The organism is Lentzea sp. HUAS12 (assembly GCF_024125735.1).
GTDB lineage: Bacteria > Actinomycetota > Actinomycetes > Mycobacteriales > Pseudonocardiaceae > Lentzea > Lentzea albida.
In genome coordinates, this window is record NZ_CP099738.1 from 604,375 (window position 1) to 620,368 (window position 15,994).

Below are 15,994 nucleotides of genomic sequence, written 5' to 3' on the forward strand. Positions count from 1 at the left end.
GTGAAAGCTACGCCACCGTAGCAATATGGTCCGGTGAGCACAACGCGTCGGAAGTACGCCCGCCGCCTGCCGCCGGAGCAGCGCCGCGAGCAGTTGCTGGACGCCGCCCTGGGCCTGATCGCGGCGGGCTTCGACACCGTCACGATGGAGTCGGTGGCCAAGGAAGCGCAGGTCACCAAGCCCGTGCTCTACGACCTGTTCGCGAACCGGGCCGAGCTCATCGGCGCCCTGCTCGAACGCGAGGCGGGCCGCGCCACCGACCAGGTCGTCGCCGCCCTGCCCACCGACTTCGCGACCCGCTCCCCGGACGACGCCTTCGCCGACGCCGTCCGCGTCTTCGTCAACGCCGTGGTGGAGGCTCCCGACCGCTGGCGGCTCGTGCTGCTGCCGCCCGAGGGCACGCCGGCCGAGTTCCGCGCGCAGGTCGAACTCGTCCGGGCCGGCGTCCTGGCCCAGATCGAGGAGCTGGCCGCGCTCGGCCTGAAGGAGCTGGGCCGCCTCGACGACCTCGACTCCACCCTGCTCGGCCACGCGATGCTCGCCCTGGCGGAGATGTCCGGCCGGCTCGTGCTCACCGATCCGGAGAGGTTCACGCCCGACCGGCTGGTGGCCTTCGTGACCCGGATCGCCCACGGCCTGCGCTGAGCAGGCCCGGACACCACGGCGAAGGCCGTCCAGCTGATCAACCGCGAGGAGTCATCGCCTCGTGCGGACGTGGGCGAGCAGCGCCAGTCCGGTCTGGTCGAAGCCCACCGACACGTCGCAGCCCGGCAGCAACGCGCGGACGGCGGCCTCGTCGCGCTCGACGACCTGCCACTCCATCAGGTACTCGAGCGCCCAGCGGAACGGGTTGCCGCCGGTGAGGCTCGAGAAGTGGAACAGGCCGCCGGGACGGCAGAGCCGGGTCAGCACCGCCTCGGTCAGGCGCGCGGCGGCCCGGTCGTTGAGGTACTCGTAGAGGCCGTTGACCAGCACCAGGTCGTACGGGCCGAGCTCGGCGAGCTTCGGGATCGCGCGGAACACGTTGCCGCTGACCGCGGTCGTGAAGTCGTTGAGCGGCCCGAGCCGCTGCTGCGCGAGTTCCAGCGCGTCCGGGTCGACGTCGGTGAGCACGAACCTGTCGCCGGGCCGCACGATGCCGGGCGGGATCTTGCGCAGGTCGGGGGCGGAACCGGCGGCGATGACGAGCACCGAACGGGGCTCGTTGCGGGGCGCCGTCAGCGTGTCACCGATCAGCCGCGTCTGGTGCATCACCCGGTTGCGCAGCTGGTGGGTGATCGCCACGCCCTGCAGGTGCGTCTCGACGTGCCAGCCGAGCGTGCCCGGGGTCGCCTTGTTCGCCTGCGCGAGGACGTGCTCGATCAACCGGAAGTCGCTGGGGTAGCCGCGGGCCCACTCGTTCTCGTCGCGCATGAACGGCGACCGCGCGCACGCCGACCGCGCGGGCTGCACGATCGCGGCGATGTCCTCCTCCGGAATCCCCGCGAGCACACCGCCGTGGATCTGCACCCCGAGCGCGTGCACCCGGCCGCCGACCTGCATGTGCGCCGACGGGTCAGCGAGGTTGAGCTCCCGCTCGGCGCGTAAGAAGCCGTCGACGGCGTCGCTGATCCGGTGCAGGGCGTCGGTCGTGTGCGGGAGCACGGTCATCAAGCACTCTTCCTCGTTGCGGCAACGGATCCAGAGCCTGTCAGAGGCGCGAGCTGATCAACAGGGTCTTTCGGGTAATACGGGGAAAAGCCTGCTCCGGTTCGCGGGCGGGGCCCCTCGCGGGTGGCCGGGTTCAGCGGCTCGCGGCCGTGACCGCCTCGGCGATCGCCTGGTGTCCCGCGGGCGTCGGGTGCACGTCGGTGCGGTCGCAGAAGTGCGTGAGAGCGCACACCTTGGCCACGGAGGCCGGGACCTGGCCGTACTTCGGGTCCTGGGCCAGCTCGGTCAGCGCGCCGTAACCGCCGGTCGCGTCCGTGACGTCGGCGAACTTCGCGCCGAACCTGGCGTACTGGGCCGCGATCCTGGTGTTGAAGTCCTTGAACATCGTGACCGACACCTGGGCGAGGTTCTTGCCGTTGGGGAACGACGGGTTCACCCAGGCGCCGAGGAACACGTCGGGGTACGTCAGGCCGACGATCTTCACGTCCGGCGCGGCCTCGCGGAGCTCGGTGAGGGTGCCCGCGACGTTGGTCTGGATGCCGGCGACGGTCCTGGACGCGCAGTCCAGCGGGTCCTGCACCAGCGCGCACGGCGTCAGGTCGTTGCCGCCGATCACCACCGTGACGAGGGCCGCCTTCTTGCCGCGCAACGCCTCCACGGCGGCGTCCAGCTGCGTCTTGCCGCCCGCGTCGGGGCCGCAGGCGGGCTTGGTGGCCAGGTCGGCGGACGTGGCGCCGTTGCAGGCGAGGTTGATCAGCTTGAAGCCGGACTCCTTCGCGACGATCTGCGCGAAGCTCTCCGTGGTGCCGTCCGGGCCGAAGCCCGTCGCGTAGGAGTCGCCGATCGACACGTGGACCTGCTCGGCCGGTGGGGGAGCGCTGCTGCTCCGCGCCGGTGCGGGGACCTGCGCGGGCGGTGTTGAGGTGCACGCGGTCAGCAGCGTGACCACCGCGGCCATGACCAGGGCCAGCCTCGGCACATCCACTCCCATCGGTTGCTGATGTGCCGAGGCTACGAAACCGGCCGTGAGGGGCGTGTTGCCTTCTCAGCGGAAGGCGCGCAACCGCAGGCTGTTGCTCACCACGAACACCGAGGAGAACGCCATCGCGGCGCCCGCGATCATCGGGTTGAGCAGGCCCAACGCCGCCAGCGGCAGCGCGGCGACGTTGTACGCGAACGCCCAGAACAGGTTGCCCTTGATCGTCGAGAGCGTGCGCCGCGCGAGCCTGATCGCGTCCACGGCGGCCCTCAGGTCGCCCCGCACCAGCGTCAGGTCGCTGGCCTCGATCGCCACGTCCGTGCCGGTGCCCATGGCGAGGCCCAGGTCGGCCTGGGCGAGCGCGGCGGCGTCGTTCACGCCGTCGCCGACCATGGCCACGACGCGGCCCTCGTCCTGGAGCCTCTTCACGACGTCGACCTTGTCGGCCGGCATCACCTCGGCGACCACCTCGCTGATGCCGACCTCGGCCGCGACCGCTTCCGCCGCCGCGGAGTTGTCGCCGGTCAGCAGCACGGGACGCAGCCCGAGCCCGCGGAGGCCCTCGATCGCCTCCTTCGAGGTGGGCTTCACGGTGTCCGCGACGACGAGCACGCCGCGGGCCTTGCCGTCCCACGCGACCAGCACCGCCGTGCGGCCCTGCCGTTCCGCCTCCTCCTTGGCCTCGCGCAGGTCCGTGCCGAGCGGGACGCTCCACTCACCGAGCAGGCGTTCCCGGCCGACGAGCACGGCGTGGCCGTCCACGACGCCCAGAACGCCGAGCCCCTCGACGTTCTGGAAGTCCTCGACGGCGGGCACGTCTCCCGCCGCCCGGGTGATGGCCCTGGCGATCGGGTGCTCGGACGCGTTCTCCAGTGCCCCGGCGAGCCTGAGGACCTCGGCCTCGGTCTCGCCCTCGGCGGTGTGGACGCCCACCAGGCTCATCTGCCCGGTCGTCACCGTGCCGGTCTTGTCGAGCACCACGGTGTCGACGCGGCGGGTGGACTCCAGCACCTCCGGTCCCTTGATCAGGATCCCCAGCTGGGCACCTCGACCCGTGCCGACGAGCAGCGCCGTCGGCGTCGCAAGGCCCAGCGCGCACGGGCAGGCGATGATCAGCACCGCCACCGCGGCCGTGAACGCCGCTCCCGCGCCGCCGCCCGTGCCGAGCCAGAAGCCCAGCGTGCCCACGGCGAGGGCGATCACGATCGGCACGAACACGGCGGAGATCCGGTCCGCGAGGCGCTGCACCTCGGCCTTGCCGTTCTGCGCCTCCTCGACCAGCCTCGCCATCTGCGCGAGCTGCGTGTCCGACCCGATCCGGGTCGCCCTGACGACGAGCCGCCCGCCCGCGTTGACCGTCGCGCCGGCCACCGCGTCACCGGGGCGCACCTCGACCGGCACGGACTCGCCGGTGAGCATGCTCGCGTCGACCGCCGAGGTGCCTTCCTCGACGACGCCGTCGGTGGCGATCTTCTCGCCGGGCCGCACGACAAACCGGTCGCCGACCGCCAGTTCCTCCGTCGGGACGCGCACCTCGCGGCCGTCCCGGACGACCGCGACGTCCTTGGCGCCCAGCTCGAGCAACGCCTTGAGCGCCGCCCCCGCACGCCGCTTGGAGCGCGCCTCGAAGTACCGCCCGGCCAGGATGAACGTCGTGACGCCCGCCGCGACCTCGAGGTAGATGTTGCCGGTGCCGGCCATCCGCTCGACGGTGAACGTGAACCCGTGCGTCATGCCGGGAGTGCCCGCCGTGCCCAGGAACAGCGCGTAGAGCGACCACAGGAACGCCGACCCGACGCCGAGCGAGATCAGCGTGTCCATCGTGGCGGCGCCGTGCCGGAGGTTCGTCCACGCAGCCTTGTGGAACGGCCACGCGGCGTACGTGACGACCGGTCCGGCCAGCGCGAGCGACAGCCACTGCCAGTACGTGAACTGCAGCGCCGGCACCATCGCGAGCGCGATCACCGGCACGGAGAGGACGGCCGACGTGACCAGCCGCTCCCGCAGCGTCCTCGTCGGGTCGTCCTCCTTCTCGGTTTCGGTGGGCTCGGCCGGGAGTTCGGCGGTGTACCCGGTGGCCTCGACCACCTTCACCAGGTCGGCGGGGGTGAGGTCGCCCGCGTAGCTGACCCGCGCCTTCTCGGTCGCGTAGTTGACCGACGCCTGCACGCCCTCCAGCTTGTTGAGCTTGCGCTCGATCCTCGCCGCGCACGAGGCGCAGGTCATGCCGCCGATCGAGAGTTCGACCGTGTCAGTGGCCATGACCGTCCTCCTCGTGGGTCGTCAGCGTGAACTCCGCGGTGCGGACCACGCCGTCGTGCTGGAAGTCCAGGAACAGCCGGTACTTCCCGGCCGTCGGCACCTCCACCGCGAACTTCACCTGCCCGCCCTCCTCGGGGTGCACGTGCAGGTACGCCAGGTCGTCCGACCGCAGCGCCACCAGGTGCCCCTTGGCACCCAGGTAGTCCTGCAGGTCCGTGACCGGCCTGCCGTCCTTCGAGATCTCGATCGTGACGGTCGACGCCGCGTTCGCCTTCAGGTCCCCGAACAGGGATACCTCGTAGCCGTCGACCGTGAACGTGCGGCTGTCCACGTGGTTCTGCGGCCTGTAGTCACCCGGCACCTGGACGTCGGCGCCCAACGTGAGCTTGGGACCGTTCTCCGGCCTGAAGTCGGCGAAGACGCGGTAACTGCCCGCGTCCGGCAGCTCGAGGGGCGTCGACCAGGTGCCGTCCGGGGCCATCTGCGGGTGGACGTGCCGGAAGTGCGAGCCGTCCCGGCGGACCGCGACCAGGTGCAGGCGCTTCTCGTGCTCCACCGCGAACTTCGTGACCGGCTTGCCGTCCGGACCCTCGATCGTGAAGGTGAGCGGCGCGGTCTCCTTCAGGCGCAACGTGTAGCCGTTGTCCGAAACGGACAGTCCCGGTGGGAGTGCCGAGTCGTGGCCGCCACCGTGCGTCTCGGCGTGTGGGGCCGGGGATTCGGCCGGTGCGGGTCCCGTGGCGGCGCCCGCGGCCCAGGTGCCGCCGAAGATCACGGCCAGGGCGGTGGCGTAGAGCGCGACCTTGTAGCCAGTCCTCATCGGAGGACGTCCGGGGTCGTGCCGGTGTGGACGGTCATGAAGCCTTCTCCTCGCGGGTTAGGAGCGGACCAGGCGGGCGATGGCGTCACTGGCCTCCGCGATCTTCGCGTCGGCCGTGTCGCCGCCCTCGGTGATGGCCTGGCTCACGCAGTGCTTGAGGTGCTCGTCGAGCAGCCCCAGTGAGACCGCCTGCAACGCCTTGGTGGCAGCGGAGATCTGGGTGAGCACGTCGATGCAGTACTCGTCCTCGGTGATCATCCGCTGCAGGCCGCGGACCTGGCCCTCGATTCGGCGGAGGCGGCGCAGGTGGGCGTCCTTCGTGGGGGCGTAGCCGTGCATGTCTCGCTCCTTCTCCGGCCACCGCTCGGCCGGGTGGTCATCCCGGGGGCGCGGTGGGCTCGCCACCCATTTATACCCTAGGGGGGTATGGGTATGTCAAAGGCGGGTGCCGGGTGGGTGGGGGATGGGCGGCGGTGGGACGGGCGGCGGTGGCGGGGCGTGCCGACTGGGTGCCGCGCGCGATCTGGCCTGCGGTCCGCGGTCCTGTGGCCTGAGGTGGGGGCTGCGGCTCGCGGTTCTCCGGCCTGCGGCGTGCGGCCTGCTCGGGCTTGCGGCCTGCGGCCCGCACTCCGCCCGCGAGCGGGCTTGCGGCCCGCGCGCCCGCCGCACGCGCCCCAGCCGCCGTCGGCCATCACCCGGCCGGCCCCATGCCCTTCTCCCACAACGGCTGAAGCGTTTAACCACCCAGCCCGACCAGCGCCGCTCCCGAGTAGGCTCACCCCGTGACCGAATCCGTCTCCGGTGAGCGCAGGGTGACCATCAAGGACGTCGCCGCGCGGGCCGGGGTGTCCACCGCCGCCGTCTCGATCGCCCTGCACGACCGGCCGGGGGTGTCGGCCTCGACGAAGGAGCGGATCCTGGCCGTCGCGCGCGAGCTGGGCTGGCGGCCGAACCTCGCCGCCTCCTCGCTGTCCGGGCGCGGGCTGCACACCGTCGGGCTCGTGATCGCGCGGCCGGCCCGGTTGCTGGGGCTGGAGCCGTTCTACATGGAGTTCATCTCGGGCATCGAGAGCGTGCTGGTGCGGCGCTCGTGCTCGTTGCTGCTGCGCCTGGTGGAGGGCGGCGAGGAGATCGAGGTCCACCGCGAGTGGTGGCAGGGCGGGCGGGTCAACGGCAGCATCCTGGTCGACCTGCACGTGGACGACCCGCGCATCCCCGCGCTGGCGGAGCTGGGGCTTCCCGCCGTGGTGGTCGGGCACCCGAGCCTCGCGGGCCCGTTCACCTCGGTGTGGACCGAGGACGCGGAGGCGATCACCGAGGCCGTGCGCTACCTCGCCGCTCTGGGGCACCGGCGCGTCGCGCGGGTCAGCGGTCCGCCGGAACTGGGGCACAGCGCGATCCGGACGGCCGCGTTCACCGAGGTGGCGCGCGAGCTCGGGCTGGAGGCCCGCACGGTCGTCGCGGACTTCTCGGCTGACCAGGGCAGCCGGGCCTGCCGCACCCTGCTGCTCTCGCCGGACCGGCCGACCGCGATCGTGTTCGACAACGACGTCATGGCGGTCGCGGCGCTGGGGGTGGCCGCGGAGTTCGGCCTGTCGGTGCCGGCCGACCTGTCCCTGCTGGCCTGGGACGACTCGCAGCTGTGCCAGCTCACCCGGCCGACCCTCTCGGCCATGCGGCACGACGTGTTCTCGTTCGGCGCGCAGGCCGCGGAGGCGCTGTTCGGGGTCATGACCAACAGGCCTCCGGCGGAACGCCTGGTGCACGCCCCGGCGCTGGTCCCGCGCGCGTCGACCGCCCCGCCCCGCGGCTGAACCGGTCCGGTCGACCGGAACTGAAGCGTTCTATGGACTTCCCGCTGGAGCGCCTCTACGTTGAGGCGGCACAGCAGGTTAAGCGTTTTAGTCAATTCGGCTCGCCGCCGCAGTCGTCACCACGAGGAGGAGCGAGTGCGACACACCACGCTTCATCGGTACGGCACGGCGTTCACCGCGGTCCTGACCTTCCTCGGCGTCCTGGTCGCGGTGGCACCGCAGGCCCAGGCGTTCCCGAGGTCGTCGCGGCAGAACGTGATCAACTACCTGACCTCGATCACCGGCCGGTACGTCGTGTCCGGCCAGCACAACAAGGAACCGGCGAGCAACCCCGGCCAGTACACCCAGCAGGTCAAGGACATCACGGGCCAGTACCCCGGTCTCTGGGGCGGTGACCTGATGTTCCGGCCCGAGGACGTGGCCAACCGGCAGCGGGTGGTCGACCAGGCCAAGACCGAGTGGGCCAACGGCTCGCTGGTGGCCCTGACCTGGCACGTGTGCACACCGACCGGCGGCAGCACCTGCCAGTTCGACGGCGGCGTGAAGACGCAGATCAGCCAGAGCCAGTTCACCGAGGTCGTCACCAACGGCACCGCGCTCAACACCGCGTGGAAGCGCCGCCTCGACGAGGTGGTGCCGTACCTGCGGCAGCTCAAGGACGCGGGTGTGCCGGTGCTGTTCCGCCCGTTGCACGAGATGAACGAGTCCTGGAACTGGTGGGGCAACCGGCCGGGGCCCGAGGGCGGCGCGAAGCTCTACCGGATCACCCGCGACCACCTGGTGTCCCAGGGGCTCGACAACCTGATCTGGGTGTGGAACGTCCAGGACAACCCGGCGGGGAACTGGGCGTCGTACTACCCCGGCGCGCAGTACGTGGACGTGGTGTCGCTCGACGTCTGGTACAAGGGCCTGCCCACGTCAGGCGACTACCAGCAGATCCAGAACATCGCGGCCGGCAAGCCCGTGGCGCTCGCCGAGACCGGCAAGGTGCCGACCGCGGCGTTCCTGGACGCCCAGACCCGCTGGAGCTACTTCATGGTGTGGTCGGAACACCTGCGCGGCAACAACACCGCGGCGGAGGTCCAGGCCGGCTACTTCCACCCGCGCACCCTGAACCAGGGCGAGTTCACCGTCCCCGGCGTCGCGGCGCGGGGCTGACACGGCGTCCTCCCGGACAGCTCTCCCGACCGTCGCGCGGCAGCCGTCAGGAACGCGTGAAGATCACCCGGAAGTGCTCTGCGGGTGGTGGGGTGCGCGGTTATCTTGCGGGCACCGGCGGTCGAGGGAGTGTTCGTGGCTGATCAGCAGGTTGCCGAGGCGCCTTCGCGGCGGAAGCTCGTGCACGACACCGTTCGGCTGGGTGTGGTCGTCGGGGCGCTCGGCGTGGTCTTCGGGGACATCGGGACCAGTCCCATCTACACGATCCAGACGGTCTTCAACCCCGCCGACCCGCACCCGGTACCGGTCAGCGTCGACAACGTCTACGGGGTCGTGTCGCTGATCTTCTGGTCGGTGACGATCGTCGTGACGGTGACGTACGTGCTGCTGGCGATGCGCGTGCACAACGACGGTGAGGGCGGGATCATGGCCCTCATCACGTTGCTGCGGCGGTGGAAGGCCAGGCAGGGGCGCAAGGCCGCGGCCACGCTCGCCGCGCTGGGGATCTTCGGCGCCGCGTTGTTCTTCGGCGACAGCATGATCACGCCGGCCATCTCGGTGCTGTCGGCCGTGGAGGGGCTGAAGGTCGTCGAGCCGGAGCTGGAGCGGTTCGTCGTGCCGATCACGGCCGTGATCATCATCGGGCTGTTCCTGGTGCAGCGGCGGGGGAGCGGTGTCGTCGGGCGGTTCTTCGGGCCCGTGATGATCCTGTGGTTCGCGGTGATCGGGATCGCCGGGATCGGGGGCGTCGCCGCTCATCCGGAGATCCTGAAGGCGTTGTCTCCCACGTACGCGGTCGGGTTCCTGTTCGGGAACTTCGGCATCGCGTTCTTCGCACTGGCGGCCGTGGTGCTCGCGGTGACCGGCGCCGAGGCGCTGTACGCGGACATGGGGCACTTCGGACGGCCAGCGATCGCGCGCGGCTGGTTGTTCCTGGTGTTCCCGGCCTGCGTGCTCAGCTACATGGGGCAGGGCGCGCTCGTGCTGGACGACCCGGCGAACATCAGCGGGCCGTTCTTCCTGCTGGTGCCCGAGTGGGGGCGGTGGCCGACGGTGGTGCTGGCGACCGCCGCCACGGTGATCGCCTCGCAGGCCGTGATCACCGGCGCGTACTCGGTGGCCTCGCAGGCCGCGCAGCTCGGGTACCTGCCGCGATTGCGGATCGCGCACACGTCCGAGTCGACCATCGGGCAGATCTACGTGCCGTGGATCAACTGGGTCCTGCTGGTGTCGGTGCTGACGCTGGTGTTCGCCTTCCGCACGTCCGCCGCGCTGGCGTTCGCCTTCGGCATGGCGGTCACCGGGACGATCACGATCACCACGACGCTGTTCCTGTTCATCGCGCGGTGGAAGTTCGGGGCTCCGGCGTGGGCGATCGGGCTCGGCTGCGTGCTGCTGCTGGGTGTGGACCTGTTGTTCCTCGCCGCCAACCTGACGAAGCTGTTGCACGGGGCTTGGTTGCCGTTGCTGATCGGACTGACGGCGTTCACGGTGATGACGACGTGGCAGCGCGGGCGAGCGATCGTCACGAAGGCCCGGCGCGAGGCCGAGGGGTCGTTGCAGGCGTTCATCGAGGAACTGCACGAACAGCGGCTGACGCGCGTGCCGGGATGCGCGGTGTTCCTCAACCGCGGCAAGGAGACCGCGCCGCTCGCCATGCGCGCCAACGTCGAGCACAACCACGTCCTGCACGAGCGGGTGGTGATCGTGTCGATCGAGACCGAGCCCGTGCCGAGGGTGCCGGACGAGCGGCGGGTCGAGGTCGACGAGCTCGGCTACACCGACGACGGCATCATCCACGTCAGCGCCCGGTTCGGCTACATGGAGACGCCGGACGTGCCCGCCGCGCTCGCGTTGCTGGACCCCGCCAGGACAGAGGGCGGGCTGGACCTCGCGCAGGCGCGGTACTTCCTGTCGAAGATCGAGCTGCAGCGCGGGCCGAAGCGGACGATGGCGGGCTGGCGTAAGCGGTTGTTCGTGGCCACCTCGTACATCACGGCGGACGCGGCCGAGCACTTCGGATTGCCCCGAGAGCGAACAGTGATCATGGGCGCGCACATCGCTGTTTAGGCGGGGTCATGACGGACGCCTATCTGAAGCTCGAACCGACCACCGAAGGCCCTGTGGTCGTGCTGGTGGCGGGGATCCCCGGCGCGGGCAAGAGCACGCTCGCCGAGTCGCTGGCCCGTGCGTGGCGCGGTCCGATCGTCTCGATGGACTGGGTGCAGGGCACGGTCACGCAGTTCCCCGAGCTGTCGGACGACACGGCGAGTGGGCTGGTGGACCTGAATCTCACGGCCTCCGTGGCGCGGCACGTCACGCTGGGGATCGACGTGGTCGTCGACGTGGCAGCACACACCGTCGAGGCTCGTGCGTGGTGGCGTGAGCTCGTCGAACGGCTGGGTGGGGTGTTCGTCGGCGTCGAGTGCATGTGCTCCGACGAACGCCTGCACCGCGAGCGCGTCGAGGGTCGTGACAGGGGCATTCCCGGGTGGTACCCCACGGTGCCGTGGGAGCACGTGCAACGGATGCGCGGGCTGTGGGAGCCGTGGGAGGACGACCACCTCGTGCTCGACTCGGCCGTGGAGACGCCGGAGGGCTCGCTCGCGAAGGTGCTGGAGGTGGTGCGGGGCCTGCGGTCAACAGGGGAGACCGCAGACCCCGGGATCGTGAGCCGCTAGGCGCTCGTCGTCGCGATTCCCGGCTCGCCGTGGGGGCGTCAGGCGCTCTCCGCCGCCGCATCCCGGCCCGCCGCGCGCCCGGAGAACAGGCAGCCGCCGAGGAACGTCCCCTCCAGCGCGCGGTAGCCGTGCACGCCGCCACCGCCGAACCCGGCCACCTCGCCCGCCGCGTACAGGCCGCGGATCGGCTGGCCGTTCGACCCGAGGACGCGGCCGGTGAGGTCGGTCTGCAGGCCGCCCAGCGTCTTGCGGGTCAGGATGTTCATCCGGATCGCGATCAACGGGCCGGAGCCGGAGTCGAGGATCTTGTGCAACGACGCCGTGCGCGCGAGGCTGTCCCCGCTGTAGGCCAGGGAGTTGCGGATCCCCATCACCTGCAGGTCCTTGGTGAACGGGTTGTCGACCTGCTGGTCGCGCGCGACGATCTGGCGGCGCAGCTCGTCGAGGTTGATCAGGTTCTGGCCGGTCAGCGCGTTCATCCCGGCGACGAGGTCCGGCAGGTTGTTCTTGATGACGAAGTCCACGCCCTTGTCCATGAACGCCTTCACCGGCGGCGGCGTGCTGTTCAGCAGTCGCATGGCGAGGTAGGCGACGAGGTTCTTGGCGGTGATCTCCGGGTTCTGCTCGGAGCCGGAGAGCACGAACTCCTTGTCGATGATCTTCTTGTTGAGGATGAACCACGAGTAGTCGTGGCCCGACCTGCCGATCAGCTCCAGCGTGCCGAGCGTGTCGAGCGACGGGATGCCGGGGTTCGCGAACCGGCGCCCGCGGGCGTCGAACCACAGCGACGACGGCGCGGCCAGCACGCGGATGCCGTGGTCCGGCCAGATCGGCGTGTGGTTGATCATGCCCTCGGTGTAGTGCCACATGCGGTCGCGGTTGACCAGGCGCGCCCCGGCCAGTTCCGAGATCGCGAGCATGCGGCCGTCGACGTGCGCGGGCACACCGGTGACCAGCCGCTGCGGCGCGGGACCCAGGCGAGCGGGCCAGTTGCGGCGCACCAGGTCCTTGTTGGCGCCGATGCCACCCGAGGTGACGACGACCATCGGCGCGTACAGCTCGAAGTCGCCGACCTTCTTGCGGGAGCTGGGCGTGCCGCGGGCGGCGCTGCTGGCCTCCAGAACGCTGCCGCGCACGCCGGTGACGGCGCCGTTCGACGTGATCAGGGCGTCGACCTGGTGTCGGAACTTGAAGGTGACCTTGTTGTCGCGGACGGCGTCGCGGACCTTCTTCTCGAACGGCTCCATCACGCCCGGTCCGGTGCCGAGCGTCATGTGGAAGCGCGGCACCGAGTTGCCGGGGCCGTCGGCGAGCTGCCCGCCGCGCTCGGCCCAGCCGACGATCGGCACCCAGCGGACGCCGAGCCCGTAGAGCCAGTCGCGCTTCTCGCCGGCGGCGAAGTTCAGGTACGCCTCGGCCCACTTGGCGGCCCAGAAGTCCTCGCCCAGCGGGTCGTTCACGCCGCGGTCGAAACCGGCGGTGTTGAACCAGTCGGCGCGCGCCAGTTCGAGCGAGTCCTTGATGCCCGCGGTGCGCTGCTCGGGGGAGTTGACGAAGAACAGGCCGCCGAGCGACCAGAACGCCTGTCCGCCCAGGCTGGCCTCGGGTTCCTGGTCGAGCAGCAGGACCTTGCGGCCCGCCGCGGCCAGTTCGGAGGTCGCCACGAGGCCCGCGAGGCCGTGCCCGATGACGATGACGTCCGCGTCGACGCGCGGTGCCGCTCCGGCGACGGCCTGCCCCAGGGTCCCGCTCGCGGCGATCGCACCGATCGCGCCGCTCGCGGCCAGCAGGTTGCGACGGCTGATGTTCCGGTCTGACATCCCAGGGCCTTCCTCGTTGAAGGGTGGTGCCAACGCGAATTACTCTCGCGTAAAGCAACTAACCAGCAACGGGAGAGCGGGGCATAGGGTCCCGTCCCCAAACGGCGACGGCTGTGTTGTGGCCGTCGCACAACGTGGTGTTTGCGGAGGTGCTGTGCCGGGGATGTCCGCGATGGTCCGCCAGGTGCTCGAAGCCGTCGCCGCGGACGACAAGGTGGTCGAGAGGGTCGTCGACGCCGCCCGCGGCCACTCGCCCGAGGTCGCCCGGCTGCCCGCCGAGGAGAACCGCCGGCACATCGCGTTCCTGCTGTCCGAAGGGATCGCGCACCTCGAACGCGGCGGCACACCCGACGACGGCGACTTCTCCGCGGCGCTGGCGCTGGGGGCCGACCGCGCCGCGCAGGGCGTGTCGATGGCGGGACTGCTGCGCGGGGTGCACGCCGGGCGCACCGAGCTGATCAGGGCGGCCGTCGAGCTCGCGCGGTCACTGGGCGTCGACGACGGCACGATCCTCGACTTCATGATCGACCTCGACCACTACGTCGGCGCGGTCGAACGGCACATCGTCAGCGGCTACCACACCGCCGAGCTGCAGCTGTCCCGCACGGCCCGCGACCTGAACGCCCAGGTGCTGCGGCGGTTGCTGGTCTCGGGCGACTTCCCGGACGTCTCCGAGCTCGCGCGGGCCGGACTGCGCCCCGACGGCCGGTACCACTGCGTGGTGTCCGGGGTGACCGACCCGAGCCACGCGCGGACGCTGGAGCAGCGGCTGCACACGTCCGGTGGTGTCTTCGGACTGGTCGAGGGACGGCTCGCGGGACTCACGCACGTGCCGCCCGCGTGGTCGGACGACCTGCTCGTGGTGTCACCCGCGACCGCGCTGAAGTCGTTGCGGGACACGTACTCGATGTGCACGCAGGCCTTGACGGCCGCCGGAGCCTCCTGCGGTGTGCGGCTGCTGACCGACCTCGCCGGTGAGACCGCTCTCGCGGCGTTCCCCGCCCTGGCGGAGACGCTCGCCGACTCGGTGCTCGGCCAGCTCGACCCGAAGAGCTCGTTCCACCACGAGATGGTGGTGACGGCGTTGTGCTACCTGGACAACGGCGGCCGGCTCAGCGCGACGGCCACGGCGTTGCACATCCACGCGAACACCGTCCGGTACCGGCTGGACCGGCTCGTGGAGCTGAGCGGTGCCGACCTCGGCGACGACCCGGACGCGGGGCGATCCCACGTGCTGACGACGCTGCACACCTGGTGGGCGCTGCGGTCGTGGCTCGACCGCAGCGCCCGGTAGGGCTCAGAGCCGGTAGAAGTTCGCGTAGTGGTCGGGGGAGAAGTAGACGACGTTCGCGGTGCGGTCGACGATGATCCGGTACGCGTCCCGGGACGCGCCGCACGCGCGCGGGTAGACGTCGAACTCGAGGTAGCTGTGGCCGGCCGGGAGCTGGCCCTCGCGGTTCTGGTGCACACCGCCCGCGTAGTTGCACTGCCCGTTCGGCCAGCCGCTGACCCAGCCGCGCGTGCTCGGGTAGCTCCTGGACTTCCAGGAGGTGTTGGCGCTCCTGGCCGCGTCACACCGCGACTGCGTGCAGGACTGGTAGACGGCCGCGTCGGCGGCGGGTGCGACGGCCGTGGTCACGCCGAGCACGGACGCGACGACGGCGAGGGCGGCGAACAGGCGACGAGTTCGATGTGGTTGCAGGGACTGCACTTCAGACCTCCATCGGCAGGGAACGAGGAACGTCCTGATCTTTTCTGTTGATCACCACGAGCCGATGAACGGCAGGGAACCATCCGCACAACTGTGGCCTCCCCACGCTCGCACACCAGGTGACGTGGCGCACGGCTTGATCGTCCGACGACTCCGAAAGCCCGAGTTGATCAACTCCGAACAGCCGATTGCGGACGCTGCCTCCGGCGATAGATTTGTCGAATGGCAGCACGGAAGCACTTCATTGTGCTGTTGACCTTGCTCGTGGCGGGGTGCACGGCCTCGCAGGACGGCAGGCCCCTCCCCGCGGCGCAGGCCCCTTCGTCGTCCACAGCGGAGAGCGAACCGTCCACAAAGGTGCGAGCCGTCCTGGACGCCCGCAACGTCGAGCTCGCCGACGGCACACGCGTGCGCGTCGCGCTGCTGGCCGAACCGACGTCGTGCGCCGCCCCCGCCGCTCTCGAGTTCGCGACGAAGACGTTGCTGGACAAGGAAGTCCGCGTGCGCAGCATCACGCCCGGCGAGGTCTCGCTGGAGCTGCCGGAAGGCACCGACTACGCGCTGCTCGCCGTGAGCAGCGGTGCCCTGCGTGTCAGCGGCGCCGACGGCGGTCCGCTGGTCGAGGCGGAAAGCAAGGCGTCCCAGGCGAAACTCGGCCTGTGGGGGCAGGGCGACTGCGCCGCCCCGACGTCCACGCCGCCGCCCCCGCCTTCCTGCGTGGTCGTCTACCGGATCACCGGCCAGTGGTCCGGCGCGTTCCAGGCCGAGGTCACCGTGCGCAACGTCAGCGGCGCGTTGATCGAGGGCTGGACGGTGCGGTGGCGGTTCGCGGAGGGGGAGAGCATCGCGCAGCTGTGGAACGGCACGGCGTCCCAGTCCGGCGTGAACGTGAGCGTGACCAACGCCGACTACAACGCGTTGATCGTCACGGACGGCTCGGTGTCGTTCGGTTTCAACGGTGTCGCCACGACGCCCAGCACGCCGCCGGTCTCGTTCAGCCTGAACGGCAACGCCTGCACCACCGGGTAGCGGCGGGGGCTTCCACTGGGTGGAAAGACGCTGTCGACGCGGGCGCGACGGTTGCCTAACCTCTGATCAC

14 protein-coding genes are annotated in these 15,994 nt (G+C 70.8%); 7 read left to right on the forward strand and 7 right to left on the reverse strand.

Annotated features, from left to right (window positions below):
- The first annotated feature begins 33 nt into the window (after window positions 1-33).
- Window positions 34-645 (forward strand): TetR/AcrR family transcriptional regulator, encoded by a 612-nt coding sequence (locus tag ND450_RS02985; RefSeq protein ID WP_253324622.1) that lies wholly within the window; start codon window positions 34-36, stop codon window positions 643-645.
- A 51-nt stretch (window positions 646-696) separates the two neighbouring features.
- Here ND450_RS02985 and ND450_RS02990 read toward each other — a convergent pair whose 3' ends face one another.
- The 5 genes from ND450_RS02990 to ND450_RS03010 all read right to left on the reverse strand — a co-directional run bounded on the left by ND450_RS02990 (window position 697) and on the right by ND450_RS03010 (window position 6,050).
- Complete coding sequence (locus ND450_RS02990) at window positions 697-1,650, reverse strand: class I SAM-dependent methyltransferase (RefSeq protein WP_089919880.1); 954 nt, start codon at window positions 1,648-1,650, stop codon at window positions 697-699.
- A gap of 133 nt (window positions 1,651-1,783) precedes the next feature.
- On the reverse strand, window positions 1,784-2,641 hold the full coding sequence (locus ND450_RS02995) for an SGNH/GDSL hydrolase family protein (protein ID WP_253324623.1): 858 nt from the start codon (window positions 2,639-2,641) through the stop codon (window positions 1,784-1,786).
- A gap of 54 nt (window positions 2,642-2,695) precedes the next feature.
- On the reverse strand, window positions 2,696-4,891 hold the full coding sequence (locus ND450_RS03000; RefSeq protein WP_253324624.1) for a cation-translocating P-type ATPase: 2,196 nt from the start codon (window positions 4,889-4,891) through the stop codon (window positions 2,696-2,698).
- Window positions 4,881-5,711: a hypothetical protein gene (locus tag ND450_RS03005; protein WP_253324625.1), complete on the reverse strand. Its 831-nt coding sequence runs from the start codon at window positions 5,709-5,711 to the stop codon at window positions 4,881-4,883. The genes ND450_RS03000 and ND450_RS03005 overlap by 11 nt, the downstream gene beginning before the upstream one ends.
- 57 nt (window positions 5,712-5,768) lie before the next feature.
- A complete protein-coding gene (locus ND450_RS03010) occupies window positions 5,769-6,050 on the reverse strand; it encodes a metal-sensitive transcriptional regulator (protein ID WP_089919890.1) in 282 nt (93 codons plus the stop codon).
- A 443-nt stretch (window positions 6,051-6,493) separates the two neighbouring features.
- Here ND450_RS03010 and ND450_RS03015 point away from each other — a divergent pair, with 443 nt between their 5' ends.
- The 4 genes from ND450_RS03015 (at window position 6,494) to ND450_RS03030 (ending at window position 11,364) form a co-directional block, all read left to right on the forward strand.
- Window positions 6,494-7,525, forward strand: a complete 1,032-nt coding sequence (locus ND450_RS03015; RefSeq protein WP_253324626.1) for a LacI family DNA-binding transcriptional regulator — start codon at window positions 6,494-6,496, stop codon at window positions 7,523-7,525.
- Window positions 7,526-7,660: 135 nt separating this feature from the next.
- Complete coding sequence (locus ND450_RS03020) at window positions 7,661-8,683, forward strand: glycosyl hydrolase (RefSeq protein WP_253324627.1); 1,023 nt, start codon at window positions 7,661-7,663, stop codon at window positions 8,681-8,683.
- Between the two features lie 135 nt (window positions 8,684-8,818).
- Window positions 8,819-10,753 (forward strand): potassium transporter Kup, encoded by a 1,935-nt coding sequence (locus ND450_RS03025; RefSeq protein ID WP_253324628.1) that lies wholly within the window; start codon window positions 8,819-8,821, stop codon window positions 10,751-10,753.
- Between the two features lie 8 nt (window positions 10,754-10,761).
- A complete protein-coding gene (locus tag ND450_RS03030) occupies window positions 10,762-11,364 on the forward strand; it encodes an AAA family ATPase (RefSeq protein ID WP_253324629.1) in 603 nt (200 codons plus the stop codon).
- A gap of 38 nt (window positions 11,365-11,402) precedes the next feature.
- Here the strand turns inward: ND450_RS03030 and ND450_RS03035 are convergent, their stop codons facing one another.
- On the reverse strand, window positions 11,403-13,184 hold the full coding sequence (locus tag ND450_RS03035) for an FAD-binding dehydrogenase (RefSeq protein ID WP_253324630.1): 1,782 nt from the start codon (window positions 13,182-13,184) through the stop codon (window positions 11,403-11,405).
- A 163-nt stretch (window positions 13,185-13,347) separates the two neighbouring features.
- Between ND450_RS03035 and ND450_RS03040 the strand changes: the two genes are divergently transcribed.
- Window positions 13,348-14,478, forward strand: coding sequence for a CdaR family transcriptional regulator (locus tag ND450_RS03040; RefSeq protein ID WP_253324631.1), 1,131 nt, complete (start codon window positions 13,348-13,350; stop codon window positions 14,476-14,478).
- Between the two features lie 3 nt (window positions 14,479-14,481).
- Here ND450_RS03040 and ND450_RS03045 read toward each other — a convergent pair whose 3' ends face one another.
- Window positions 14,482-14,895, reverse strand: coding sequence for a ribonuclease domain-containing protein (locus ND450_RS03045; protein ID WP_253324632.1), 414 nt, complete (start codon window positions 14,893-14,895; stop codon window positions 14,482-14,484).
- A 222-nt stretch (window positions 14,896-15,117) separates the two neighbouring features.
- Between ND450_RS03045 and ND450_RS03050 the strand changes: the two genes are divergently transcribed.
- Window positions 15,118-15,924 (forward strand): cellulose binding domain-containing protein, encoded by an 807-nt coding sequence (locus ND450_RS03050; protein ID WP_253324633.1) that lies wholly within the window; start codon window positions 15,118-15,120, stop codon window positions 15,922-15,924.
- Window positions 15,925-15,994 lie beyond the last annotated feature (70 nt).